This window comes from Actinosynnema pretiosum (genome assembly GCF_024171695.1).
Classification (GTDB): domain Bacteria; phylum Actinomycetota; class Actinomycetes; order Mycobacteriales; family Pseudonocardiaceae; genus Actinosynnema; species Actinosynnema pretiosum.
The window spans coordinates 252,071-274,746 of sequence record NZ_JAMTCF010000014.1; the positions used below are offsets into that span (position 1 = coordinate 252,071).

Here is a 22,676-nt window from a genome sequence, read left to right on the forward strand (position 1 = left end):
AGGTGCGCCGATGACGCCTCATCGCAGGTCGCCTTTGTCGACCGGAGCGTTCACGTCCCAGAACATCGAAGCCGACAGCGGGACCGTCTTCCGGGACCGCCACAGCGACGCCGAGTGGATCGTCCCGGCAGCCAGGATCAGAGAGTTCGGTTGCCCCATCCGTGGCGCCAGGTCGTCGAGGACGGCATGGGCGGTCTCGGGTGCGAAGTCCCGGCCGAGCAGCCAGATCCTCGCGGGCAGTCCGGCTCCGCGCAGGACGGCGTAGATCTCGCGAATGGCGGGCAGGTAGCCCAGGGCCCACTGGCCGCACTGATCCGGTTGTAGGGCGGCGGACAGGTCGTCGTCGTCGCCGTCGCGACGCCAGGCCGAGCCCCACTCCTCGACACCGTCCAGGACGAACACGCCCAGTCCGGTGGTAGTGGCTCGCCGCGGGTCGAGGGTGAGAAACGTGGTCTCGTCGTCGAAGACGGTCACCTGGGCGGGCACATCCGGCGAGCGGCGCCAGCCTTCGGCAGCCGCCCACAGCGGGCCGGCGGGCGGGTCGAGCCCGATCACGAACTCGCGGAGGTCCTCGGCCAGGCAGCGTGTGTGTTCCAGTTGCTCCACTGCTCCGGTGTGATCACCCACAGCCTGTTCCAGGGCGCTGATGTCGGGCTGCGACGCGGCTCTGATCACCGCGATGCGCCGCTGCGCGGCATCGATCCGTTCCAAAGCTTCGGCTGCCTCCTGCCGCAGCGCCGCCTCTAACAGCACCAGATCGTGGGCAGCGTCCGCAGTCAGCTCCTGGTTCGTCCCATCCCCGATCAGCCGCTGGGCGATCGGCACCGGCACCTCGTCCGCTCGGTGTCCGAGCAGCACCAGCAGCCGTCCTTCCACGGTGTGTCGCCACCGCGCACGACGTGTCTCCATCCGTTCCCCCACTTATCCACCACCAACAGGCCATGGTCGAACCGCATTACCCGGTATCGCACGACGGCCGCCCCCTGGCAGTCGACGAACAATCCATCCGTTGAGCACGGGCAACTCCGTCGTACGGCGACGACCCGCGCAACCGCAACGAGCCATCGGTGACACCGACAAGCCCCGACTCCTCCGACAACAGCGAGTGCCGTCGCCGAAGAAACGATGACACAATCACCTGCACCGCGTCACGAAAAATCTCGGAACTCCTACGAAAAAGCCCTCTAACTGCGCAAACGCGGAACACGTAAACATGGAAAGGTTTCTTTCAGTGAAAAGGTTCCACGGCACGAAAAGGTTCACTTTCACTACACGGAACCTTCTCGTGAACAGCGCCACAGACAACCCTTCCATCCAATGAAATAATCCCTTTATCGGTTTCCGTCGACTATCGTGCTGAGCGCACGATCGACGCCCCACGCTTGTCGCAGTTTTCATGCGGCGAAATTCGAAGGAGACAGCGATGTGTTATCGCGGTTCAAGTTCCATTTGCTCGTCCGTTCGGAGTCTGGTCCCGCCAGGGAACGTGGTCACCGAGCGCGAGGGTAGGCAGGCGGGGGCATGACCGACGCCAGCCGCCGCTACAGGGCGTGGGGATGGCCGTTCGTCCGCCTGTTGGTGGGCACGGTCCTGATGGGGCTGGGCATTGCCCAGCTGGTTCGTGCGCAACTCGGCCTGCTACCGCTGGATGTGCTCCACGTCGCCATCAGCACACACACTGGGTGGACGCTGGGGGGTGCCTTCCTGGCCGTCCAGGCGACGCTACTGGTGGCCTACCTGCCACTGCGCATCCGTCCCGGAGCGGGCACCGTCGCGGCCGCCACGGTGCCGGCCGTGGTGTGCGACGCGGCACTGGGCTGGGTGCCAGCACCACAGGCTCTCGTCTGGAGGCTGCTGCTTCTCCCGCTGGGAGCAGCGCTGTTCGCCTTCGGTGTCGCCCTCTACCTCAGCGCGCGGATGGGGGCGCTTTCCCGCGACGGCCTGATGCTGGAGCTGCACCGTCGCCGTCCGTGGATGCGACCGGCGCTGATCCGCGTCGTCGTGGACACCGTCTGCCTTCTGGCCGGCTGGGCGGTGCTGGGACCAATCGCCGCAGTGGTCGACGGCACGGTCGGGCCAGCGACGTTGCTGCTGGCAGGTCTGCTCGGACCGGGCATCGCGTTCCTCGTGCGCCGAATCGAGCAGCACCTGGTCCGGCCCTCGTCCTCAGCCGACTCCGTGCTGGGCCTGCTCGCCGACCCGGTGCGACCGCAGACCACGGACGGGGCCCAGAACCACGAGCGCCCCGAGGTCTCACGCCGACGGTCGACGGCCGTCGATATCGCGGCCATGGATGCCAGCGCCCACCTCAGGCGCTGACGAGTCATCGCACTTCCCGTACCTACAAGGAGAGTCACCTTGCGCGGTCTCATTCGAGCCGCCCTGCTGCTGTGCGCCACCGCGCTCGCGGCATCGGCCTGCACAGGTTCTTCACTAGATCCGTCACCGTCCGCCTCGCCCCAAGCTCCGAACTCGCCGGGTAAGGCGCAGATCAGCCAGGCGATACCGGAAGACCTGCGCCCAGCAGCCGAGGCGTACGCGCGCTATCGAGAGATCGACGCCTGCGGCCTGCACGATCCGGTTGCGGCCGAGAAGGCGTCCGGCGAAGGCAGTAAGGGCGACGAGTTGATGCCCAGCGACGACGGCTTCGACACCTGCACCCTCAGACTGCACAAGTCGGAGTTCAACTCCACCTGGACGCTGTACCTGCGGGTGGCTCAGGAGTACGACGCTGCCGTGCGCCGCGAAGCGGCACCCGAGCAGATCGGCGGCCTCAATGTCTACGTCAAGGAGCAAGGCGCTCCGCTGCCTTCCTGTGAGGTGGCCCGTCCTCTGGACGACACCTACGCGATCGTGCTCGACGTCAACCCCGCCGACCGCGACGCCCCGGTGCGACCGATCTGCGACATGGCCCGCGATTACGTCGCCCAGCTCGCCCCGTTGTGGCGAGATCCTCCGCGACACGGTTCCGGCCGCACCACCCCCGCGCTGCCGCTGGCCGGGCGCGATCCTTGCCAGGCGGTCGCTGCGGTTGCCGAGGACCTGGCCGAAGGAGCGGAGATCGAGCCACGCGAAGTCTTCGAGTGCAGCATCCGCCCCGGCACCGGCGGCGCAGTGAACCCAAAGAGCAAGGCCGCGACAGGCGAGATCACCGTGACCTTCGGCATTGCCGAGGACCCCGCCCGCGACGTGTCCGTCTCACCGGACCAGTACCAGGCGGTGGAGCTGGTTGGCTTCCGGGCAGTCATGGGCACTCGCGCCGGGCAGTGCCGCACCGTCGCGGTCTGGGACCCCAACACAGGCATCGTCGAGGACAACCGTGACGAGGACGCGCTGCTGGCCGTGCAGGTCGTGCGGATCGACACGCCCGACTGCGAACCACAGTCGCGCAGGCTAGTCGAGAAGATCCTGACCGCAGTGGGCAAGCCGTGATCCGCGCTCGCCTGTTCGGCGCCCTGCTGCTGGCCACCGTCGCGGCCGTGTCGGGCTGTACCACCACCGTCGACGGCATCGCCCGTCCCAAAGGCGGCTCCACCGCCACCTCCGCCACGACCAGCGGACCCGCCGTATGCGACCGCAGCCCCGATCCGAACACCTGTGCCGAGTTCCAGCGCATCGAGCCAGCTCAAGGGCAAGACCTGTTCGCCGCGTGGGCCTCCGACGAGGTCACCAGCTCGCAGATGCTGTGCAGCGCACTGTCCGACCAGGACTGGCGGCAGTGGCTGGGCGAGGGCTTCTACCGGTATGTCAGCGGTGGAGGCTGGTGCGAGCTGTGGTCGGCTGACGACCAGGTCGCGATCAAGCTCGGCCTGTACGGAGCCTCGCCGTTGCGGGACTACCTGGCGCGATTCCAGTCCGATCCGCGCCTGGCCCAGCACACCCGCCAGATCCAGATCGCCAGCGTGCCCGCCATGACCACCGGCCTGGCTACCGATGCCGACGGCGTCGGCCGCGACGGGGAACAGATCACCCTGGCGCCTCACGGCGGTGCCAGTCGACCCGGCGTGCTGCTGATCCACCTCGAACTGCGCCCTCCTCGCGGCAAACCCGACACCAGCACGGTCGACCGCAGTCGCATCGCGTTTCGCAACGACCTGGCAGGCGCACTGCTCGGCGCGCTGTTTCCCCTTTGATTCCAACGATCCCGGAGTTCGACCATGCGCATCAACCACATCCCAAAGCTGCTGCTCGGCCTGAGCGCAGCGGTCACACTGGCCGCGTGCACGTCCACCATCCCTGGCACCGCCACGCCGCAGAATGACACCCCGAGATCTGGCCACTCGTCCGTCACCACGACGGCGCCCCCCGGCTCGTCCGTGCCCTCCGAGCAGAACCGGCCCGAGAACGCCCTCGCCCTGGGCGACCTCGACCAGCGCGTCGACGCCGCAAGCGTCGGCGCGCCCTACGACCCGTGCGCAATCGGGTGGGGCGCGTTCCCCGCCGAGATCCGTCCCTCCAAGGCCGACGCCAAGCCGACGCTGCGCCCGCCACGTGACACCGACAACTTCGCCATCGCCTGCCGATACGACAACGGTGACACCGTCGAGGTCAACGTCGATGAGCACGGCAACGCCAGCAGCAACACCGGCCGCGATTTCATCGCGTTGATCGTCTGGGCACGGCCGGGACAGGCGTCGGCCAACCCTGCGGACCACACAGGCGCGACCGCGACCTCCTTCAGCAGCAAGCCCGGCCTGCTCAAGCCGGGGCAGGACAGCAAGGGCAACGCCATGTGCACCGCCATCGTGCAGCTCACCAACGGAGCCGGGGGCGTCAGCCTCACCAACGGACGATTCGCTCAGGTCGACACCTGCTCGATCGCCCGCACCGTCGCCGACAAGATCGCCGCGACCGCGCCGTGACCGAACCGCACGCCCGCATCCACACCCTATCCGGGGACGTTGCCGTCGAAGGTGACGTTCCCGCCAGCACAGTCGACACACCGGTGGACTTGTCGCAGTCCTCACGACTGCGGAACCGCGCGCGACAACGGGCGAGCGCCGCAGCGCGCAGTCCAATCGTTCGACTGATCGGGGCCGCCATTGCCCTGTCGATTCTGGTCGTACTGCTGCGTCACCAGGACGACGCCTCCACATTGTCGGCCGAGCAGAGCATGGTCACCGCGACGGTGACGACACTGGTTGACACGGCGCACATCGCGTCGACACCCTCCACGATCACCGCGACATCGGCCCCGGCCGCGATCCCTCCACAGCGCCCCAGCCCGGAGCACCTCGACCGACTACCCCTCGCAGTGGTCGGGCAAGTCCTCCCGCGCACACCTGCCGATCCCGATCCCGCCAGCGACCCAGGCGCAGACGTACTGCACCCGACCACCGACACCGTGGTGTACAACGCACCCGGCGGACAGCCTTTCCCGGCTGGGTACGCGTGCTGCTGCCCGCCCGCCCGCTCGACGGCGGTATCGCACCCACCGGCTGGATCCACCTGGACGACACGCTGCGCCTGCCCCAGAACGGTCACCGGATCGACATCGACCACGCCACGGACAGCGTGACGGTGTTCGCTCAGCTCAGCCGCATCACGGCCAGTGGCACACCACCGACCACGCACGCGCCCACAGGGAGTCGACCACGCACGTTCGTCGCGATCACTCCCAGCACCACAGGAAGTAGCTGGCTGGCCCGGATCTGACTTCCCCTGGTGATCATCGATGAACGCATCTGCACCGCCCTGCTCGGTGCGACCAGCGTGCCCGGTCTGCCGTCGACCTCACCGTTGGGCCAGCTCGACACCCAGAATCGCCTTGTCGTGACCGATGGGCTACATCGCGCCCTGGCCGAGATCCCCGCAGGCGCGATCGTCCTGCAGCGCTGACACCCCACCACCGGCACCGTGACAGGCAGCGGGTACGAAGGAATTCGCCCGGTCACACCATGCTCGCCCCAGGTGGCCCGTACCGTTGGCACGGGCCACCTGGGCGATAAGGCATGCTGGCACGATCCCACAAGATGACGGCGAACATCCCGCATACGACCGGCCACAGCTCCGCCGCCCACACCGCGAGAAGCACGTCGGTGCCAGCGATGAGCGCGAAGACAACGACCAACGTCGTCAACCGCGTCGATGCACCGCACGGTCCGGCGTCCTCGTCGTTCATATCCGGGGTATCGGTGATGCCAGCCAGCCGGTTACAGCACTCAGTCGGCACTGGACACGCGTGGCAGTCCGCCGTCGCGAGTCAACACTTCTCCGATGGACCGCACGGTCACGCGCAGCAGCCACACCAGCCCGTCGTTGCGGCTGTCCACGTCGTTTAAATCCAGTAGCCGCTCGACCAGTCGGCGCGCCTCCGCACGGTCACCGCGGTGTGCCGTTTCCAGTGCACGAACTGCCAACCCCAGACCCGACTTCACTCCGTCAGGCGACGGTTCGACTCCACAGTGGTCGCATCGCACGACCGTTTCCCACGACGACTTCCCGGCATCGTCGATCATGCAGGCGATTGCGTTCTCCATCAACGACATCAGCACCGCGTCCAACTCCAGTGCCCGGACATGTGCCCGAAGCGCGTGAATCGCACCGGCGTCCCCCGCCGCCAAGCCGCCACGCACCACCGCCTCCACCGCACGGCGATGCCGCGTTGCAGCCAGCTCGTCCATCTTCCCCCTAATGCCTTTCCGTTCGCTCCGGAGCGGACGCCGCATCGCCCCTTTGAAGTGATGCAGCCCGAGGGTCGGGAGCGTCCAGGTGACGTCCTTGTGCTCGGCGGCATCGGTCAGCACAACGAGCCGGCCGGTTCCCGCTGCGGCGTGGCATCCGTCCACTCCGACCACACCGGCCCCAACGTGTAGCGACCGTGATCCCGCTCCAGGGCACGCAACCGCACCAGCGTCTTGGCCAGGCGGTGCGTCGTCGGCAGCGGCAACTGCACCCCGCGGCTCATCTCGGTCAGGTTCATCGGCCGGTCCTCGTTGGCGACCAGCTCCAGCATCTGGAACGCGCGCACCAGCACCGAGGATCTGCCTCCGGACCCCGCGTCCTGGTCCGCCGGGCCACCGGAAGCTCTCAGTTCGACGTGCTGATCTCTCATGGGGCGGTCAAGCCGCAGCGACCCCGTGTTCCGTCCGTCCTCGTTGAGCGACACCTGGGTTCCCTCCCTTGTCGACACGACCGACCGCGCGGCGGTCATGCATGTTGCCGAAGGCCGAGGGCGCGCGGTTATGCGCTCGACGCCGTCGTGCGGCATCCGCCCTCGTTACAGGCCGGTTCATGCCCGGCCTTTCACCCGGTGACGAAAGCTCCCTACATCGCCACCAGGCCCTGCCGCGATGACACGGGGCGGGGTCCCCGTGCATCGCGGCGACGCTTCATCACGACACAACCTCGTCGGAGCACTGGCACCCTGGTTACACCAGGGGTAATCGCCCGGTGCGGTCGAGACATCCGTGCTCGACATGTGAAAGCGGGCGGCAGCCGCGCACGTCGCGGTCGCCGCGATTGGAGGGCACTATGGCCGGATCGGCAGTCCTGGCCATCAAACGGAAAGTGTTCACACTGTCACTCATATCGCCTTCCGCTTCGGGGTGCCGCATAGGCGACGCCCTCGACGACCTCCGGGCCGTTTCGGGCGCAACAATCTTGATTACGCGGTCTGAACTTCCGCCAACGACCGAAAGCATATGTCAGGGATATTTCATGTCAACGTGACCAGTCCAGTCCGGCGGATTTCCAACAGGCTAAGCCTCTCCACATAAACACGTACTTCCCACACGGATGAACCCTTAGCACCGTGTCGCGACAACACGTATAGGCAGCTCAAGACACCTTCGATCACACCCAAGAACCACGGCGCAGGCCGCCAAACGTGACAAGTGCTACACCTCAGATGATCACAGTGTGAAAAGTGAGCATTTAGACCGTCCCACCATGCGGGCAAACCGCACCCGAGTATCGAGCACGTGGGCGACGAGAGCCGCTACGCGGGTTTTCCCATCACGTATACGTGGTCCACAGGACCACTACGTGGTTTTCCCGTCGCGTATACGTGGTCCACAGGACCACTACGTGGTGTCCCCTATGGCGCACACTACCGAATCGTTCGATACTTACCCTAAATAACAACTTCCGATCACGTCGCGTCCGGAAGCGACACGACAACGACTGGGGACAAACCATGCAAACTGACACGAAGGACGTGACGCGCGTCCGGCTGTTCCAGGATGGCTACTGGCAGCGGGCACTGGAGGTGGGTGACGCCCTACGGGCGGACTCGGCCGTGCACCGCGCGGAGGTGGGCGGGTACCTGCCGGTCTGGGTAATCAGTCGCTACGAGGACGCACGCAGTGCGCTGAACGACCCGCGCCTGAGCAAGGACGCCGCACGGATCCGCCCGGTCCTGGAACGCCACCTGCGCGCGGCCGGGTTGCCCACCGAACTCAGCGGGATGTTCCGGCCGCACATGCTGTTCCAGGACCCGCCCGAGCACACGCGCCTTCGACGTCTGCTGGCCGACCACTTCACCCGCGCACGAATCGAGCGACTACGTCCCAGAGTGGAGCAGATCGCGATGGCGCTGCTCGACACCCTGCCAACCGACCAGCCTGTCGACCTGGTGAGCCGATTCGCATTCCCTCTCCCGCTCACCGTCATCTGTGAGCTGATGGGGGTGCCCGAGCACGATCGCGAGGCGCTACGTGACTGGACTGCAGCGCTGATGGACGACGTGCCCGCACGCATGCTTCCGGCCTCGCGGGCGATGGAGAGCTACTTCGCCGAGCTGCTCAGCGCCAAGCGACGCAGTCCCTCGGACGACCTGCTCTCGGCGCTGGTGCACGACTCAGGGACGGACCGACTCAGCGACGACGAGCTGATGGGCACGATCTACCTGATCCTCGTCGCTGGCCACGAAACCTCGACCAACGCCATCACTAAGGCCGTCCGCTGGCTACTGGCCGACCCCGAGCTGTGGCGCCGCCTGGCTGCTAACCCGCGCCGGATCGCCGACGCGATCGAGGAGGTGTGGCGATTCGACTCCCCGGTGCGCATGGCAACCCACCGGATCACGGTCAACCCCGTCGTCTACGGCAATGTCGAAATCCCCGCAGGCGAAATCGTCCTGGTGTCGTTGATCAGCGCCAACCGCGACCCCGCGATGTTCGCCCGCGTCACCGAACTGGACATTGACCGCAGGGACGCGCGGCGGCACCTGTCCTTCGGCTTCGGTGTCCACCACTGCCTGGGAGCGCCCCTGGGGCGTATGGAGGCCGTCGTCGCTTTGGGTCGGTTCATCGATCGCTTTCCGCACGCCCGGCTGGCCGTCCGGCCGGAGCAGCTTCGACATCAGCGCAGCGCGATCATGGCCGGGCTCGAGGAACTGCCCGTGTTCCTCGGTCGATCCTGACATAGCCGTGGGATGGCGCGAGCATCCGCGCCATCCCACGGTCACCTCTCGGTCAACGCTGCGGCGGCCTCTTCGGGCGGCAGGCTGATGAACCACTCGCGGATGTGCGGGCGTCGCTTGAAGACGCGGTCCGGATAGGCGCCCCGCAGCTTGTCGATAATCCTCGAGACGTGGACTTCGACCGTGCGGTGCGACAGTCCACCCAACGCTTCGGCGATCTCGCGGTTGCTCATGTCCTTGGCTACCAACGCGGCCACCTTGTACTCTTGCTTGGACAGACCAGCAGGACGCCTGACCCCGGCGACGAAACGCGGGCGGAGATCGGAAGCCAGTGCGATGACCTCACTGACCACCAGCCGCTCACCCAAGGCGACGTTGATGTCGAACTCCTCATCGCCCAATTCCTCACGGGCCTTTTCCTCGGCTTCCCGCTGCATCCGCAGCCACGACAGGAGCCCGAGGATGCTGGCGTTGGTCAGCTTGCGGGCTGCATTGGCCGCCCCCATCAGCTGTGCGCCGCGTTCATGGTCACCTAAGGCGATGGCGACGAGGAACAGCAACCACTTTGTCCAAGCTGGTCCCCAGGTGTCGCCGATCCGGTCCTGGATGAGCAGCACCCGTCGGGCCAAACGGTGGGCCTGCCGGGGATCGCCGTGCAGCAACTCGGCAAGGGCCAGAGTCCACAGAGCCCAGGAAATCGACCACTCGGCACCAGAAGCCTTGGCCTTGGCCAAAAGGCGTCTGCACCAGGCGAACGCGGTTTCCCCGTCGGAAAGGAACGTCGCGCTCATGGCGCCGAACACCAACGCCATGTAGGCGTCGCCCTCGGCCCCGACCTCCAGGAAGGCAAGTTCGGCCTTCCGGTACCCCTCGATCGACTCGCGCGCCAGATCCTCATCCGTCTCGACCAGCCACAGGCGGGTCGCCCGCGCGTACAGCAGCGGAGGAAACGCGTCCTGGCAGCCCAGGGTCGCGGCCGCCTCCTCGGCTTGTTCCAGCAGCGGCAACGCCACCGACGGGTTGCCTTCGATCAAGGCCATCCACGCCGCAAACGACAGTCCCGCCACTTGGTCGCGGGTTGGTTCCTCGGGGTGCTCGTCCAGGCCGGTGGACAGCATGTCGCGGGCGTCGTTGATCCTTCCCGCGAAGATCAACGCCCGGCAGCGGCCGGTGTTGACCTCCAGTCGCAAGGCGCGTCGCACCTGGCCAGTGGTCAGGAAAAACTCTTGTGTGGCAAGGATGTTGGACAGTTCCGTGTGGATGCGTTGCATCCACCTGACCTCGTCGGGCCCCAGCCACTGTTCGGCCGCTCGCTCGACCAGCGATTCGAAGTGCATCGCATGGGCCCGGCGCAGTTCGACCGCCTCTCCGGATGCTTCGACCAACTCCTCCCCGTACAACCGGATGCTCTCCAGCAGACGGAACCGTGTGCGGTCCCCGTGTTGGTCGACCACGAGCAAGGACTTGCGCTTGAGCCGGGCCAGCAGCGAGCGCACCTCGGCACGCGCGATACCGCGGTCCTCGCATACCGCCGCTGCGGCGTCGAGATCGAACCCGCCCGCGAACACGGACACCAACGCCCACATCCGCCGCAGCGGTTCTGTCAGTAAGCCGTAGGACCAGTCCAAGGTTGCGCGAACCGACCGATGCTGCTCCTGGAGTGCGTCACCTCCGACCAGCGTGTCAAGCAGCGCGCGACGCTGCTCCAGCATCTCCTGCAGCGTCATCGTTTCCAACTGGACCGCGGCCAGTTCGATGTTCAGTGGGATACCGTCCAGGGCCTCGCACAGCTCGATCGCGACCTCGTAGTCCGACGGCCGGATCTCCACTCCGACCGCCCGCGCCCGGTCCAGCAGCAGTTGCAACGCCTCCGGCACACAGCAGGTGCACTTCTCCGCACAGACGGGTTCGTTGTTTGCCACCGACAGCGGCGGCACAGGGACGATGTACTCGCCCTGGACTCCGAGGTTTTCCCTGCTAGTGGCCAACACCTTCAGGCGAGGCACTGCGGCCAGCAGATGACGCAACAGCTTCGGCACCTGCCCCGTCCCGGGCTCGCTACCGACTAAGTGTTCGCAGTTGTCCAGCGCGAGCAGGACCCTCCCCCGAGTCGACAGGTACTCGATCAGTCGGGCGGCCGCTGGCACGCGACTGTTGTCCAGCAGCCCCACTGCCCCGGCGATGGCAGAGGCCAGCCGGTCATCGGTCGCCTTGAGCCCTGCCAGCGGGACCACCACCACGTCGTCGTAGTCCCCTGCGGCCTCAGTCGCCACGCGCAACAGCAACCTGGTCTTCCCAATACCACCCGCTCCAGTCAACGTCACCAGTCTCGCCACCGAGCCGAGCAGCTCCATCGTCTTCCGCAGCAGCCCCTCGCGACCGATGAAGGTGGTCATCCCCGCCGCGCTGGCCAGGAAGCTTGAAGCCCGCTGCACCGATGGCGCAGGTACGGCAATGTCCGGCCCGTTCCCCTGGGCACCCCTGGTCATGTCTCGTTGCCCCCCGGCAGTCGTACAGCCAGCGCTCCGAGGAGCGCTGGCTCTTTCATGCGAACACGAGAGCTCCCCGCCTCGGTGCGACGTCGCTGACCGGACACCGCACTGAGAGTCAGTGATCACTCACAGCAGTTAACGACCGTACACCGCAAAAGTGCGGCCTGGGAGCGAATATGGGAACGCTGGCCTCCGCCCCATGGCGAAGGACTGTGATCAACAGCGTGAGAAGCTTCTGAACAGCAAGAACTACCCTCCCGACACGGCACCGCACTCTGCTGGGAACACTGTCGTACTCACCGCTGTGTCACGCCAGCGAGCGGATGCGGTTCACCGGTCAACGCCGACAGCGCCGCAGCGACCTCCTCGATGCCTGCCCGAACGTAGGTGGCTGTCGCACCGTAGTGGTCCGAGGTGCTGTCGGCATGGCCGGCGAACGCCTGGGCCACCGCGTAGCCGAAATTGCGCTCCACCCACTTCAAGGTGGTGTGCCGCAACCAGTGCGTTGAGATGCCCTGCTTGTACACCGGTTCGACGTGCCGACCGATGCGCTGCCACAGTCCGTCGTAGCGCCTGTAGGTCAGCGGATTGCCGTTGTGATAGCGGAGCACACGGCTCTTGCCGTCCCGCGCACCTCTCAAGTAGGCGTGGTCGACCAGGTGCGTCATCAGAGTCGATGACACCGGCTGCCAGCGGCTGGTCCCGCCCTTCTCATGCAACAGGACCAGGCACTGTTCCTGGTCAAGGCCGTCCAGCGTCAACGCAAGCGCACCCCCGCGTCGGGAGGCGGTCTCGACATGGAACCGGATCAACAGCGCGTCCAGCGCCGGGTCGTCGCCCGTCGTCCGTGCCGCCTCCTCAATCCGTTCGACCAGCTCATTTTGCAAACCACGGCGTCTCGACGGCAGTCGCTTGGGTTTCTTCACCTTCTGCGAAGGGTCGTCCGCTGCAGCGATCAGGCCATCGTCGACAGCGACCTTGTAGATGCGTCGGAATGCGCCGATGAGGTGCTCGGCCGCACTTCTGCCGCCCCGGCCCGAACGTCGCACGACCGCCTGGGCCTTGACCTGCTCCGCCAGTTCGGCGATCTCCGACGGTAGCGGCTCGTCCAGCCTCCGCTCCGGCCACGCTGCCAAAATCTTTTTCCAGTACGACCCGTAACAACGACGAGTGCCTTCCGAAACTAGTCGTTCGACAGTCGGAATGAACTCCGCAAAACTAGGCAATGGGGAACGGTCGGCGGGGAGAGCGCCAAGAAGATCCTCCGGAGCGATGTCCATGCGCACCAACAGCGCACGCACCATGCTCAAGTCGGCTTCAGCCGCCATCGGCCACCGAATCGCTCGCCGAAGCGGTCCCGACACCCTGTCCGTGGAACTGTCGAACCATGTGCGCGAAGTTCACCAACGGATGGACGACCAGCACACCATTACCTCCGGTGGCCACCAGCAGGACGCGGCGTCCTGCACCAAGGCCACACAGTCTCAACATCGCGAGGGGCAGTGCCACCCGCATGCGGTCATCCACCAGTGACTCACCGCGCGAATCCGGGCGGATCACCAGAAAGTTCCGCCCCATCCCCGGTGTCAGCGATGAGTACGAGTCCCAACCAAGATGGTTCAAGATCGACCGATTCGAAACCCGCCCCCGGTCATCCATCAAACCAAGAGCGAACTCCAAATCACCCCTGTCTACCAGAGCGTGAAGTTCACCTAGGTCGAACTTCACCATCTTTCCGCGGTTCTCGTCAGCGTCGAGCTTTGGAAGAGCAAGAGATCGGATGACCAGCTCGTCGGCACTCCGAAAGCCGGAGCCCGCCGCCGTACGCTCGCCTCGCACTTCAACACCTACCGGTGACAACTTCAACACCCCCGTTGCGAACTAGGCCAGTGCTACTGCAACAACGAGGTTAACCCGACATCCGAGACATGGCGAATATTTCAAAGACCGAAAGACAACTGACGCAGCAGTCTCACCGACTCCAACGTTCTCGCAAGACTTTCAATCAAAGAAAAGACCATATTCCGTTCATCGAAATAATGCCACCAAGAAGCTGGGCCCGACTACTGCGCCCATCGTGCGCAGCACCCACAAGTTGCTGACCGAGGTCACGTATTGAATCGAAAGCAATCGGTTGTCTGTAGGCCGACTGGGCGATCGAGGTCGAGGGTGCGCACCAGTTATCTCCTGCGGAACAGGAGGTGCTGCGGTTGCGGGTGGTCGCGGTGCTGGAGTCCGGGCGGGTCGAGGGCTATCAGCGGGCGGCGAAGGTGTTCGGGCTATCGGCAGGCGGCGGAGGTGTTCGGGGTCTCGGTGGGCACATGGTGGCGGGCCTACCGGCAGGACGATCGTGACGGGTTGGCGACCCGTCGGGGGCGTCCCGGTCCGGCCGAGTCCGTCAGTGCGGAGGACTGGGGCACGCTGTTCGCGGCGATGGCCGACCACACCCCGGAGGAGTTGCTGGTCGGCGACCCGCTGTGGCCCCGTCAGGCGGTGGTCGAGCTGATCCGCCTGGTCGTCGGGGTCGAGATGACAGAGCAGGGCGTCGGGCTGGCTGCGTCGCCACGGCTTCACCCCGCAATGTCCGGCACAGCGCGCAGCCCGCCGCGGTGCGGGCCTGGCTGGACGAGGAGTATCCGGCGATCGCGGCACGCGCGAAGGCCCAGGGCGCCGCGATCGCCTGGGTCGACCAGTGCGGACTGTGCTCGGACGCCACGCCGCCCGGACTGTCCTGGGCTCTGCGGGGTGCACGCCGATCGTTCGGGTGACCGGGAAACGGCTGCGGGTCAACGTCATGTCCGCCATCGCCTCACGCGGCGCGTTGTGGTTCACCGTGTTCACCGAACGCTTCACCGCACCGGTGTTCACCGCGTTCCTCGGCCGCGTCGCCCGTCAGGCGGACCGGAAGGTCCACATCATCGCCGACCGGCACCCCGTGCAACGCAGCAAGGCCGTCCACACCTGGCCGCAGGCCAACACCGACCGCATCGAGCTGCACCTGATGCCCGGCCACAGCCCCGAGCTGAACCCCGACGAGCTGCGGGGCGCCGACCTCAAGCGCAACGTCAACGCCTCCCGCGCCCACAACGTCGACCGGCTCGCCCACGAGACCCGACGCTTCCTGCGACGCCGTCAGCGTCAGGCACACCTCGTCTGCGGCTACTTCCGCGCCCCGCACGTCCGCTACGCCGATATGTAGGCAACCGAACACTTTCAACTCAATGAGCCATTTTCATCGTGACGTCGCAGGTCACGTCGCAGGCCGAGCAGGGAGGCGCGGTGGGCGAGGCTCCAGGTAAGACAGCAGTCGACCAAGATCCGATGCCCCAACCGGGAGCCTCGCCGGGCCGTCCCACCCTGCCGCGATTCCTCTGTCCAACCACACCCTGGTCCGCCTGGCTGATCTCATCCGCGCGGAACGGGCGCGGCGCCGGTCCCGATGGCGGCGGCTCGATCCCAGCCGCCAAGCGCTGCCCGTGCTCGCCCACCTGCGCAACGGCGACATCCACACCCGCCTCGCCGCCGGGTTCGACATCTCCCGCAGCACCGCCTAGCGCTACGTCAGGGAAGCAGTGGACCTGCTCACCGTCCTGGCCGACGACCTGCACGCCGCCGGCGAACGCGTCGCACGACCGGCCTACGCGATCCTCGACGGCACCCTGGTCCCGATCGACCGCGTCGCCGACCAGAAGACCTACCACTCGGGCAAACACCATCGCCACGGCGTCAACGTCCAGATCCCCGCCGACCCGGCGGGCCGGTTGGCACGGGCCTCGGCGGCACTGCCCGGCGTCGTCCACGACCTCACCGCGGCCCGAACCCACGGCGTGATCGAGATGCCGACCGCCCACGACGTCACCCCCTTCGCCGACAAGGCCCACCAAGGCGCCGGCGGCACGGTGCGCACCCCGTTCAAGCGCCACGCCACACGACCACGGCTGTCACGAGGTCAGAAGGCGGTCAACCGGACCCACGCCCGCATCCGCGCACTCGGCGAACGCGCCGTCTCACTGCTCAAGGACTGGAAAGTGCCGGTCAAGCCGCGCTGCTGTCCACGCAGGGCCACCGCGATCGTCGCGGCCATCCTCGTTCTGCACCACGTCGAGATCCCCCGCCAACCACGATGAAAAAGGTTCAGTGCGGACGATGTGACACCGAAGATGGTCTGTGCTAGGTTCTACGTGTGACACGTCCCCAGGGGGGACGAGGATTACACAAGATCATCGTGGTGACGAGGCGCGGGGATTCGACCCCCTGGCGGGGATGCATCCCACGCCTGGAGGTTCAAGTCCTCGGACACATCAATTGCCCCACGTAGTAATCCCGTTTGAAACGGGAAACTGCGTGGGGTTTTTGCTTTCCCGATTTCCTGGAACGACGTAACACCGCACGCCGCGGCGGCACCGACCCACCCGGCCGACAACGGGTGGGACCCGCGCCTCGTCCCCGGTGGGGCTCCCCCGCTGGAACCTGACGACGCCCAGCAGATCCCTGCCTCATGCACCTGATGATCTCGCCCGATGTGTCAGGGGCGTCGCGCACGTCCGGTGAGCCGGGAGCGTCGGACAGGTCCGCGTCGACCGGCTCGTCACCGTGGGTCAACTCCAGCAGGAGTTGGGGCTGATCCTCCTGCCGGGACGGAGCGGGCGCACGGCGTTCGCGGGCCTTGCGCTGGACGAGTGCGACCGCGCTCTGGTCGAGGACCGTGACGCCGTCGCTGTCGCAGCGGAAGGCCAGGTCGTGCTCGGCCACCAGCCGTGCGGCCCGGGCAGGGTCGGGACGATCCGCGACGCCGGTGGCGGCGAGGTGGGCTGCGACGAGTTCGAGTAGGCAGTCCTCGCGCAGGTACAGGTTCCGCGGCGCGTCCTGCGGCCGGGCGCTGGTGTATCCGTGACGGCACCGGTAGGCGGGACGGCCGTGCGACCAGTGCGAGTCCATCACCCGCCCGCACACCGCGCATTGCAGCCTGCCCGCCAGGAGATAGGCACGCTCACCGCCCTCGGCGTCAGCCTGACCGCCCCTCTTCGCGTACCGGATGTTCTGGACGGCGACGAAGTCCTGTTCGGACACCAGCGGCGGGTGGGTCACGCGCTTGGAGATCACCCACTCCTGACGGTCGTTGCGCACGCTGGTGCGACGCCCGCTCGCCGAGCGGGTGGCGCGGTCGGCGCTGGTGCGGTTCCACACCTGACGACCGGTGTAACGGGGGTTGCGCAGGATCTCCGCGACGCTGCGCACCGACCAGCCGCAGTCGACGCGGTGCGGATTGCGCTCCGGGTCGACCGCCGACGGACCGGGAAAGCCCTGCTCGTCCAGGTGCCGGGCGATACCCGCGCCGCTGCACCCGGCCATGCGCAACGAGAAGATCAACTCCACTACGGGCGCCGTGTCAGGGTGCGGCGCGAACTGCTGCAGGAACACCCCACGACGGGCCCACGCCCGGTTCGGGTGCGGTGCGACCTTGACCAGCAGGTAGCCGTAGGGCGGCCTGCCACCCAGGTAGCGGCCCTGCTCGCGCGCTTGGACCCTCATGGCGGCCATGACCCGGTGGCGGGCGCGCTTGACCTCGTACTGCGAGCGCGCGGCCAGCAACTTGAGCAGCGCCTGGTGCTCGGACGTGCCGAAGTCCACCGGGCCGTCGGCCTCCGGCAACCACAGTTGCACCCCGTACTCCCGCAGCACCGCGCGCAGGGCGCGAACCTGGGCGGTGTCGAAGAACGCGCGCTCGAACTCGCCCACCACCACGGCATCGACCTCGCAGGGACGCGCGGCGATGTGGCACAGCAACGCTTTCATCTGCGGGCGCCTGTGCAGCGGCACCTGACGGGAACACCCGACCTCGAAGTACTGGCGTTCGACGGTGCCGCGTCCGCCGATGACGCCGCGAGAGACGTCGAGCTGCCAGGCCAGCGAGGTGCGCGGGTCCTGGTGCTCGCACGTGGAGGCCCTGCCGTAGAACAGGAACCGCAGTCCTCCGGCGGGAGTGGTGCCCGTTACGGGGATACCGGGTTCGGCAGTGACGGCGATCCACTCGGCGAGTGTGGTGGGGCTGGATGGCGCGATGGCGGTCATGCCGCCCACGCCTTGCCACACGGACGGTCCTGCCGCCGGATGACACCGATGTGATCCGTACGGCGACAGCCGATCGACCGTCGCACGTAGCGGCTACTGTGGACACTCACGAACGGACTGGTCCATGACAGTTTAGGAGAACGACCGGGACGCAGGCCGAATGACCGGACACCGGGAAGGCGTCGGTCCTTCGTGGGTGCTGCCATCACGTTCCTCTCCACCGTCACGCAACAGGACGGGCCCATACTCGGCCTCTCGGAGGGCGACGGTGGAGCACCGACGATCTTTCACCGACACAGAGCAGAGGCCATCACCCGAACAGCCTTCCGTTCGTCGAACAGGTCTTGATCCTGTGGTACCCCTTCGCCCAAACCGGCGAGCAGGGATCGTGGGACTGACACGGGTACGACTTCGATCACCGTGCCGCACGAGTGGCCACACGCCGCTCAGCGACGCGCTCGACTCGAACCGACCAGACTCGGCCGATCCCGAGGAGCAAGGGGGATACGAACATCCTGAGGCCGATCCCGGATGATCCTGGGATGAGCAGCAAACCGCCCGCCCCTTTACCCCGCCCGGCCACCCCCAGGCGTTCGGCCGCTTCGTGCAGGGCGGTGGTGCGGGTGGTGTCGCGGGCCAGCACGATCACCGTGGTGCAGCCCAGGGTGTTCAGGGCAGCCAGAGCGCTGGCCGCGGTGGCCCCCGCGCCCAGCACGCACGCCGACCCGACGACGCTGGTGATCCCGGCCTCGGTGAGCGCGCCGGTCATGCCGAGTCGGCGTTCTCCCCCACCCGCCGCCCCTCGCGCAGGATCACGGTGTTCGCCGCGCCGGTGGCGACCATCGCGGGGGAGAGATCGTCGAGCAGGCGGAGCACGGCGCGTTTGAGCGGCATGGTCAGCGACAGCCCGACCCAACTGGAGTCCAGGCCGTCGAGGAAGGCGGGAAGCTGGTCGGGGGCGCGGCCGAGGGCGTCGTAGTACCAGTCCTTCAGCCCGAGGTGGTGGTAGGCCGCCCGTCGAGTCGGTGATCTTCGTGGACATCCGCGACTTCACCGACTGGAAGAACGCGCACGCGGTGATCAGCGGCCCTGTCCACGACAAGATCGACCTGCGCGATCTCGGGGGCACGGTGCTGGTCATGCCGCGATATGAGGAGAAGGCCCTCCTGCCTATCGCTTATGCCCTTTCCACGGCAATGACACCCGCCGAGGACAGCCTGCTTGCGCGTTAGCGTGACGCGCTCGCCCCTTGGCCCACCCCGCTGACCGACGCGACCGTCATCGCCTTCCAGGCATTGACGACGCTGTCCAGCCTCGGTGAACTCGCCGCACACCGACCGACGTCGTCAGCGCACGACGAGCGCATCGCACACGAGGAGGAGCGGTTCCACCAGGCTTTTCGCGCTATCGCCGCCCTGGGAACCGACGACCGTGTGGTCCACGACATCGCGCGGTTCCTCGTCGAGGTGTCCAACTGCATCGAGAACGAGATCAACAGCGAGGACGGCCAATCGAGCGGGCCTGCCTACGCCGCCGAGGTGCTCGGAGGCGCCACACAAGCCCAGACTCCGGCCATGCGACTCCTTGTTCCGTACCGGGTTTGATGGAGACCATCAAGCCTGGATGATGAGGACCGATGGCCCCACCGAAGAAGTACCCAGACGAACTGCGTGACCGGGCGACCCGGATGGCCGTGGAAGCCCGGCGGGACCCGGCGTCCGCGACCGGCGCGATCAAGCGGATCGCCGAACAGTTCGGGATCCACCCCGAGGCGCTACGGACCTGGGTCAAGCGCGCGGAGACCGACACCGGGGACCGGCCGGGCATCACGACCGGCGATGCGCAGCGGCTCGCTCAGCTGGAGCGGGAGAACCGCGAACTGCGGCCGGCGAACCAGATCCTGAGGTCGGCGGCCAGTTTCTTCGCGGCGGAGCTGGACCGTCCGTCGCGATGAAGGTCGCGTTCGTCGACTCCCAGCGGGAGGAACACGGTGTCCAGCCGGTCCTGGCGGCGCTCGCGCAGACGCCCGCCGAGATCGCACCGTCGACGTACTACGCGGCCAGATCCCGCCCCGAATCGGCCCGTACGGTCCGCGACCGGGAGTTGACCGGGGCGATCAAGCGGGTGCACCGGGACAACTACGGCGTCTACGGGGCGCGGAAAGTGTGGAGGCAGCTCAACCGCGACGGCGTGGACGTGGCCCGGTGCACCGTCGAGCGGCTCATGCGCGAGAGCGGGCTGCGTGGCCTGCCACGCGACAGGTCCCCGCGCACGACACGACCGGCGGCGGAGACCGGCAGGCCCGCTGACCTGGTGGAACGTGACTTCACCGCGACGCGTGTCAACGAGCTGTGGGTCGCGGACATCACTTACGTGCGTACCGCCGCCGGCTGGGTCTACGCGGCGTTCGTGCTCGACGTCTTCTCCCGTGTGATCGTGGGCTGGCAGGTCGCCACCAGCCTCTACACCGATCTGGCGCTGGACGCGCTGCAGATGGCGATCTGGCGCCGCCGGGCCGGCGGCGCGGACCTGGCCGGGCTTGTTCATCACAGCGACCGCGGAGTGCAGTATCGGGCGGTGCGCTACACCCAGCGCCTGGCCGAGGCTGATGCGGTCGCATCTGTTGGCAGCAAAGGAGATTCCTACGACAACGCCATGGCCGAGGCGTTCAACTCGTTGTACAAGGCCGAACTCGTCCGCAACAAGGGCCCGTGGCACGGCATCGACGACCTCGAGATCGCCACCGTCGAGTACATCGACTGGTACAACAACCGGCGCCTGCACGGCGAACTCGGGCACGTGCCGCCCGCCGAGTACGAAGCACTCCACGCGATGACCCAGCCGGTCACCGCAACCCTGGAAACCAACTAATCCAGTCTCCATCAAACCCGGTACTTGACAGGGTGGTGTCGGGTTGCTTCGTAGGTGGCGGGGCTGAGGTAGCCGAGGCTGGAGTGCAGGCGTCGGGTGTTGTACCAGCCCTCGATGTATTCGACGATCGCCTTGTGCGCGCTGGTCCTGGTGGGCCAGGGCTGTCGGTCCGGCAGTTCGGTCTTGATGGCGGCGAAGAACGACTCGGCGACGGCGTTCGAGGGCAGGAACGGTGTCGGCTAGCACCTGGCGCAGCACCTGGTCGCCGACGGCGAACCGGTCGTGGACGTGCCCGCCGAGCTTGCGGCGTGGGCACGGGTGTTCGACACCGGGCACGGCCACAAGACCGACGCCACCGGCGCCCGCTCGATCGCCCTGGTCGTGCTGCGCACCGGCGGCCCGGATCGCGTTGCGGCCGACGATCACACGGTGGCCCTGCGGCTGCTGGTCGACCGCCGCGGCGAGCTCGGCCGAGCCCGCACCAACACAGTGAACCGCCAGCACAAGCTCCTCAGATCGACCACTGGGTGCTCTGAGGGCTGAATCAGGCGAGGGTCAGGGGGAACCCTGAGGCAGGGGTGCGCGGCCGCGGGCAGGCTGGAGTCGTCAAGGGGATCCGCAGTTCGAGGAGAGTCATGAGCGAGTTCAAGTCCGAGTCCACGCGTGCTGCCGTCGACTCGGTGGTCGACGCCGTTCGCGGGCTGGTGAGCGAGGGCGTCAACCGTCGTGTGGTTGTGCGTGACCGCAAGCATGGCGTGGTGCTGGAGGTGCCGATGGCTCTCGGGTTGGTCGCGGCGCTGGCTGCTCCGGTGGCCACGACCATCGGTGCCGGTGTCGCGCTGGTCGGCAAGTGCGGAATCACGATCGAGAACCGCCGCCGGCCCGGTAGTCAACCAGCGACGACGGTCGAGACCGACCAAGCATGATGAGCAGCCGCAGGTAGGTCCAACACGCGGTGACCAGGTTGTCCAGGGCCGTCGGATCGCCTCCCCTGGCGATGGGGCGGACGTGGTCGAGTGTCGCCGAGCGGGAGATGAAGGCGGGGTGGATGGAGTCCACCCTCGACACCGCCGACTTCGCCGCGTCGGCCCGCGCCATCATGCAACGACTACGTCCGCATCAACGCCGACTAAACCCCCAGACCCCCGGACCGGCGCGACTCCGGCGGCACGGGCCTGCACAACGGCATGTCGGTGACTACCCGGCGCCGAGCAGGAATGTCGCGAGTGGACGGCCTTCGGGGATTTCCAGCAGACGTGCCGACACCGCGCTCGCCACGACGGGCAGGCGGAAACCGGAGAGGGCTCGGAAGACCGCCGCGTGGTCGCTGACGCCCAGGGCCAACGTGCAGTGTGGCAGGAGTGCATCGGGGAGGTAGTACTCCGCCATGCGTTCGACGAACGGTTCGACAGCGTTGTGCACTGCGCGGTGCACCCGCAACAACGCGGCCGTTGGGGTCACGCCAAGGAACACCGGCGCGACGGGTGTCAGGAAGAAACCCAGCGCTGTCAACGACAGTGGGAACGGCGCCTCGGCGGCGAACACCGACGCCAGCGCATCCGCGACCGCGTCGACGTCACCGTGGTCGAAAGCCGTCAAGGACACGTGCGGGTCGACGTCGTGATCGGCGAGCGCGCCGAGCGACGGGATGCCGTGCTCGTCCAACGCCGCCCACATCCGCCTCACCCGGCTCTCGGCCTGCTCGTCCAAGAACAGCTCGATGGCGAAGGGCACCGTGTTCTCCTGGTGGTTGTCCGCAGCTATGGTCGATCCATGACCGGTTCCCGGCGACGCGAGCACATCCTCGAGATCCTAGTCCACCGCGCTCGAGCCGACGACCGCATCAGCGGTGCGGCCGTTGTCGGGTCCGCGGCACG

The 22,676-nt window shown here is 67.1% G+C and carries 24 protein-coding genes and 3 pseudogenes; 15 read left to right on the forward strand and 12 right to left on the reverse strand.

Features of this window, described 5'->3' with window-relative positions; all coding sequences use genetic code 11:
* Positions 1 to 18 precede the first annotated feature (18 nt).
* Positions 19 to 876: a hypothetical protein gene (locus tag LV78_RS27760; RefSeq protein WP_253848595.1), complete on the reverse strand. Its 858-nt coding sequence runs from the start codon at positions 874 to 876 to the stop codon at positions 19 to 21.
* A gap of 645 nt (positions 877 to 1,521) precedes the next feature.
* Here LV78_RS27760 and LV78_RS27765 point away from each other — a divergent pair.
* The 6 genes from LV78_RS27765 (at position 1,522) to LV78_RS27790 (ending at position 5,838) form a co-directional block, all read left to right on the forward strand.
* Entirely contained in the window at positions 1,522 to 2,319 is a 798-nt protein-coding gene (locus LV78_RS27765; RefSeq protein ID WP_253848596.1) for a YczE/YyaS/YitT family protein, read from the forward strand.
* Between the two features lie 39 nt (positions 2,320 to 2,358).
* Complete coding sequence (locus tag LV78_RS27770) at positions 2,359 to 3,432, forward strand: hypothetical protein (protein ID WP_253848597.1); 1,074 nt, start codon at positions 2,359 to 2,361, stop codon at positions 3,430 to 3,432.
* Complete coding sequence (locus LV78_RS27775; protein WP_253848598.1) at positions 3,429 to 4,133, forward strand: hypothetical protein; 705 nt, start codon at positions 3,429 to 3,431, stop codon at positions 4,131 to 4,133. Before LV78_RS27770 ends, LV78_RS27775 begins: the two co-directional genes overlap by 4 nt.
* Positions 4,134 to 4,157: 24 nt before the next feature.
* On the forward strand, positions 4,158 to 4,862 hold the full coding sequence (locus LV78_RS27780) for a DUF3558 domain-containing protein (RefSeq protein WP_253848599.1): 705 nt from the start codon (positions 4,158 to 4,160) through the stop codon (positions 4,860 to 4,862).
* Positions 4,863 to 5,391: 529 nt separating this feature from the next.
* Entirely contained in the window at positions 5,392 to 5,655 is a 264-nt protein-coding gene (locus tag LV78_RS27785) for a hypothetical protein (RefSeq protein ID WP_253848600.1), read from the forward strand.
* 9 nt (positions 5,656 to 5,664) lie between these two features.
* Positions 5,665 to 5,838, forward strand: coding sequence for a hypothetical protein (locus LV78_RS27790; RefSeq protein ID WP_253848601.1), 174 nt, complete (start codon positions 5,665 to 5,667; stop codon positions 5,836 to 5,838).
* A gap of 323 nt (positions 5,839 to 6,161) precedes the next feature.
* On the opposite strand, the gene LV78_RS27795 is transcribed toward LV78_RS27790, so the two are convergent.
* Both LV78_RS27795 and LV78_RS27800 read right to left on the reverse strand, forming a co-directional pair.
* Entirely contained in the window at positions 6,162 to 6,746 is a 585-nt protein-coding gene (locus LV78_RS27795) for a hypothetical protein (RefSeq protein ID WP_253848602.1), read from the reverse strand.
* Positions 6,740 to 7,108: a helix-turn-helix domain-containing protein gene (locus LV78_RS27800; RefSeq protein ID WP_253848603.1), complete on the reverse strand. Its 369-nt coding sequence runs from the start codon at positions 7,106 to 7,108 to the stop codon at positions 6,740 to 6,742. Before LV78_RS27800 ends, LV78_RS27795 begins: the two co-directional genes overlap by 7 nt.
* Positions 7,109 to 8,158: 1,050 nt before the next feature.
* Between LV78_RS27800 and LV78_RS27805 the strand changes: the two genes are divergently transcribed.
* Complete coding sequence (locus LV78_RS27805) at positions 8,159 to 9,364, forward strand: cytochrome P450 family protein (protein WP_253848604.1); 1,206 nt, start codon at positions 8,159 to 8,161, stop codon at positions 9,362 to 9,364.
* 41 nt (positions 9,365 to 9,405) lie between these two features.
* Here LV78_RS27805 and LV78_RS27810 read toward each other — a convergent pair whose 3' ends face one another.
* The 3 genes from LV78_RS27810 to LV78_RS27820 all read right to left on the reverse strand — a co-directional run bounded on the left by LV78_RS27810 (position 9,406) and on the right by LV78_RS27820 (position 13,695).
* Positions 9,406 to 11,760: an ATP-binding protein gene (locus LV78_RS27810; RefSeq protein WP_253848605.1), complete on the reverse strand. Its 2,355-nt coding sequence runs from the start codon at positions 11,758 to 11,760 to the stop codon at positions 9,406 to 9,408.
* A gap of 392 nt (positions 11,761 to 12,152) precedes the next feature.
* Positions 12,153 to 13,184: a tyrosine-type recombinase/integrase gene (locus tag LV78_RS27815; RefSeq protein WP_253848606.1), complete on the reverse strand. Its 1,032-nt coding sequence runs from the start codon at positions 13,182 to 13,184 to the stop codon at positions 12,153 to 12,155.
* A complete protein-coding gene (locus tag LV78_RS27820; protein WP_253848607.1) occupies positions 13,174 to 13,695 on the reverse strand; it encodes a hypothetical protein in 522 nt (173 codons plus the stop codon). Before LV78_RS27820 ends, LV78_RS27815 begins: the two co-directional genes overlap by 11 nt.
* Before the next feature lie 862 nt (positions 13,696 to 14,557).
* On the opposite strand from LV78_RS27820, the gene LV78_RS27825 reads away from it, so the two are divergent.
* Positions 14,558 to 15,055 (forward strand): transposase, encoded by a 498-nt coding sequence (locus LV78_RS27825; protein ID WP_308208765.1) that lies wholly within the window; start codon positions 14,558 to 14,560, stop codon positions 15,053 to 15,055.
* 166 nt (positions 15,056 to 15,221) lie between these two features.
* Positions 15,222 to 15,983, forward strand: a pseudogene (locus LV78_RS27830) (transposase family protein).
* 157 nt (positions 15,984 to 16,140) lie between these two features.
* Here the strand turns inward: LV78_RS27830 and LV78_RS27835 are convergent.
* From LV78_RS27835 to LV78_RS27845, 3 genes and pseudogenes are all read right to left on the reverse strand, one after another.
* Positions 16,141 to 17,928 carry a recombinase family protein gene (locus tag LV78_RS27835; RefSeq protein WP_253848609.1) on the reverse strand — a complete coding sequence of 596 codons (1,788 nt, stop codon included), beginning with the start codon at positions 17,926 to 17,928 and terminating at the stop codon, positions 16,141 to 16,143.
* A 415-nt stretch (positions 17,929 to 18,343) separates the two neighbouring features.
* Entirely contained in the window at positions 18,344 to 18,697 is a 354-nt protein-coding gene (locus LV78_RS27840) for a hypothetical protein (RefSeq protein WP_253848610.1), read from the reverse strand.
* Positions 18,694 to 18,933 (reverse strand): annotated as a pseudogene (locus LV78_RS27845) (shikimate dehydrogenase); the annotation flags it as partial. The pseudogene LV78_RS27845 and the gene LV78_RS27840, both read right to left, overlap by 4 nt.
* Before the next feature lie 20 nt (positions 18,934 to 18,953).
* Here LV78_RS27845 and LV78_RS27850 point away from each other — a divergent pair.
* From LV78_RS27850 to LV78_RS27860, 3 genes and pseudogenes are all read left to right on the forward strand, one after another.
* On the forward strand, positions 18,954 to 19,160 hold the full coding sequence (locus LV78_RS27850; protein ID WP_253848611.1) for a hypothetical protein: 207 nt from the start codon (positions 18,954 to 18,956) through the stop codon (positions 19,158 to 19,160).
* Between the two features lie 63 nt (positions 19,161 to 19,223).
* A complete protein-coding gene (locus tag LV78_RS27855) occupies positions 19,224 to 19,532 on the forward strand; it encodes a hypothetical protein (protein WP_253848612.1) in 309 nt (102 codons plus the stop codon).
* A 32-nt stretch (positions 19,533 to 19,564) separates the two neighbouring features.
* A pseudogene (locus tag LV78_RS27860) lies at positions 19,565 to 20,799 on the forward strand (IS3 family transposase).
* An 11-nt stretch (positions 20,800 to 20,810) separates the two neighbouring features.
* On the opposite strand, the gene LV78_RS42075 reads toward LV78_RS27860, so the two are convergent.
* Positions 20,811 to 20,975, reverse strand: a complete 165-nt coding sequence (locus tag LV78_RS42075; protein ID WP_372495001.1) for an IS3 family transposase — start codon at positions 20,973 to 20,975, stop codon at positions 20,811 to 20,813.
* Here LV78_RS42075 and LV78_RS41075 point away from each other — a divergent pair.
* The 3 genes from LV78_RS41075 to LV78_RS27870 all read left to right on the forward strand — a co-directional run bounded on the left by LV78_RS41075 (position 20,914) and on the right by LV78_RS27870 (position 21,725).
* On the forward strand, positions 20,914 to 21,042 hold the full coding sequence (locus LV78_RS41075) for a hypothetical protein (protein ID WP_301307435.1): 129 nt from the start codon (positions 20,914 to 20,916) through the stop codon (positions 21,040 to 21,042). The genes LV78_RS42075 and LV78_RS41075 overlap by 62 nt on opposite strands.
* Before the next feature lie 15 nt (positions 21,043 to 21,057).
* Positions 21,058 to 21,342 carry an IS110 family transposase gene (locus LV78_RS27865; RefSeq protein WP_301307466.1) on the forward strand — a complete coding sequence of 95 codons (285 nt, stop codon included), beginning with the start codon at positions 21,058 to 21,060 and terminating at the stop codon, positions 21,340 to 21,342.
* Positions 21,343 to 21,434: 92 nt separating this feature from the next.
* Positions 21,435 to 21,725 (forward strand): DUF4342 domain-containing protein, encoded by a 291-nt coding sequence (locus LV78_RS27870; RefSeq protein WP_253848614.1) that lies wholly within the window; start codon positions 21,435 to 21,437, stop codon positions 21,723 to 21,725.
* On the opposite strand, the gene LV78_RS42080 is transcribed toward LV78_RS27870, so the two are convergent.
* Both LV78_RS42080 and LV78_RS27875 read right to left on the reverse strand, forming a co-directional pair.
* Positions 21,658 to 21,900 (reverse strand): HNH endonuclease, encoded by a 243-nt coding sequence (locus LV78_RS42080; protein ID WP_372495000.1) that lies wholly within the window; start codon positions 21,898 to 21,900, stop codon positions 21,658 to 21,660. The genes LV78_RS27870 and LV78_RS42080 overlap by 68 nt on opposite strands.
* A gap of 96 nt (positions 21,901 to 21,996) precedes the next feature.
* Complete coding sequence (locus LV78_RS27875; RefSeq protein ID WP_118947195.1) at positions 21,997 to 22,533, reverse strand: 2'-5' RNA ligase family protein; 537 nt, start codon at positions 22,531 to 22,533, stop codon at positions 21,997 to 21,999.
* Between the last annotated feature and the right edge of the window lie 143 nt (positions 22,534 to 22,676).

Bases quoted from the DNA above. Each gene is read 5' to 3' on its own strand.
- LV78_RS27765 (WP_253848596.1), top strand. From the start codon at position 1,522: ATGACCGACGCCAGCCGCCGCTACAGGGCGTGGGGATGGCCGTTCGTC.
- LV78_RS27780 (WP_253848599.1), top strand. From the start codon at position 4,158: ATGCGCATCAACCACATCCCAAAGCTGCTGCTCGGCCTGAGCGCAGCG.
- LV78_RS27810 (WP_253848605.1), bottom strand. From the start codon at position 11,760: ATGACCACCTTCATCGGTCGCGAGGGGCTGCTGCGGAAGACGATGGAG.
- LV78_RS27815 (WP_253848606.1), bottom strand. From the start codon at position 13,184: ATGGCGGCTGAAGCCGACTTGAGCATGGTGCGTGCGCTGTTGGTGCGC.
- LV78_RS27835 (WP_253848609.1), bottom strand. From the start codon at position 17,928: ATGACCGCCATCGCGCCATCCAGCCCCACCACACTCGCCGAGTGGATC.
- LV78_RS27840 (WP_253848610.1), bottom strand. From the start codon at position 18,697: ATGACCGGCGCGCTCACCGAGGCCGGGATCACCAGCGTCGTCGGGTCG.
- LV78_RS41075 (WP_301307435.1), top strand. From the start codon at position 20,914: ATGTATTCGACGATCGCCTTGTGCGCGCTGGTCCTGGTGGGCCAGGGC.
- LV78_RS27870 (WP_253848614.1), top strand. From the start codon at position 21,435: ATGAGCGAGTTCAAGTCCGAGTCCACGCGTGCTGCCGTCGACTCGGTG.
- LV78_RS42080 (WP_372495000.1), bottom strand. From the start codon at position 21,900: ATGATGGCGCGGGCCGACGCGGCGAAGTCGGCGGTGTCGAGGGTGGAC.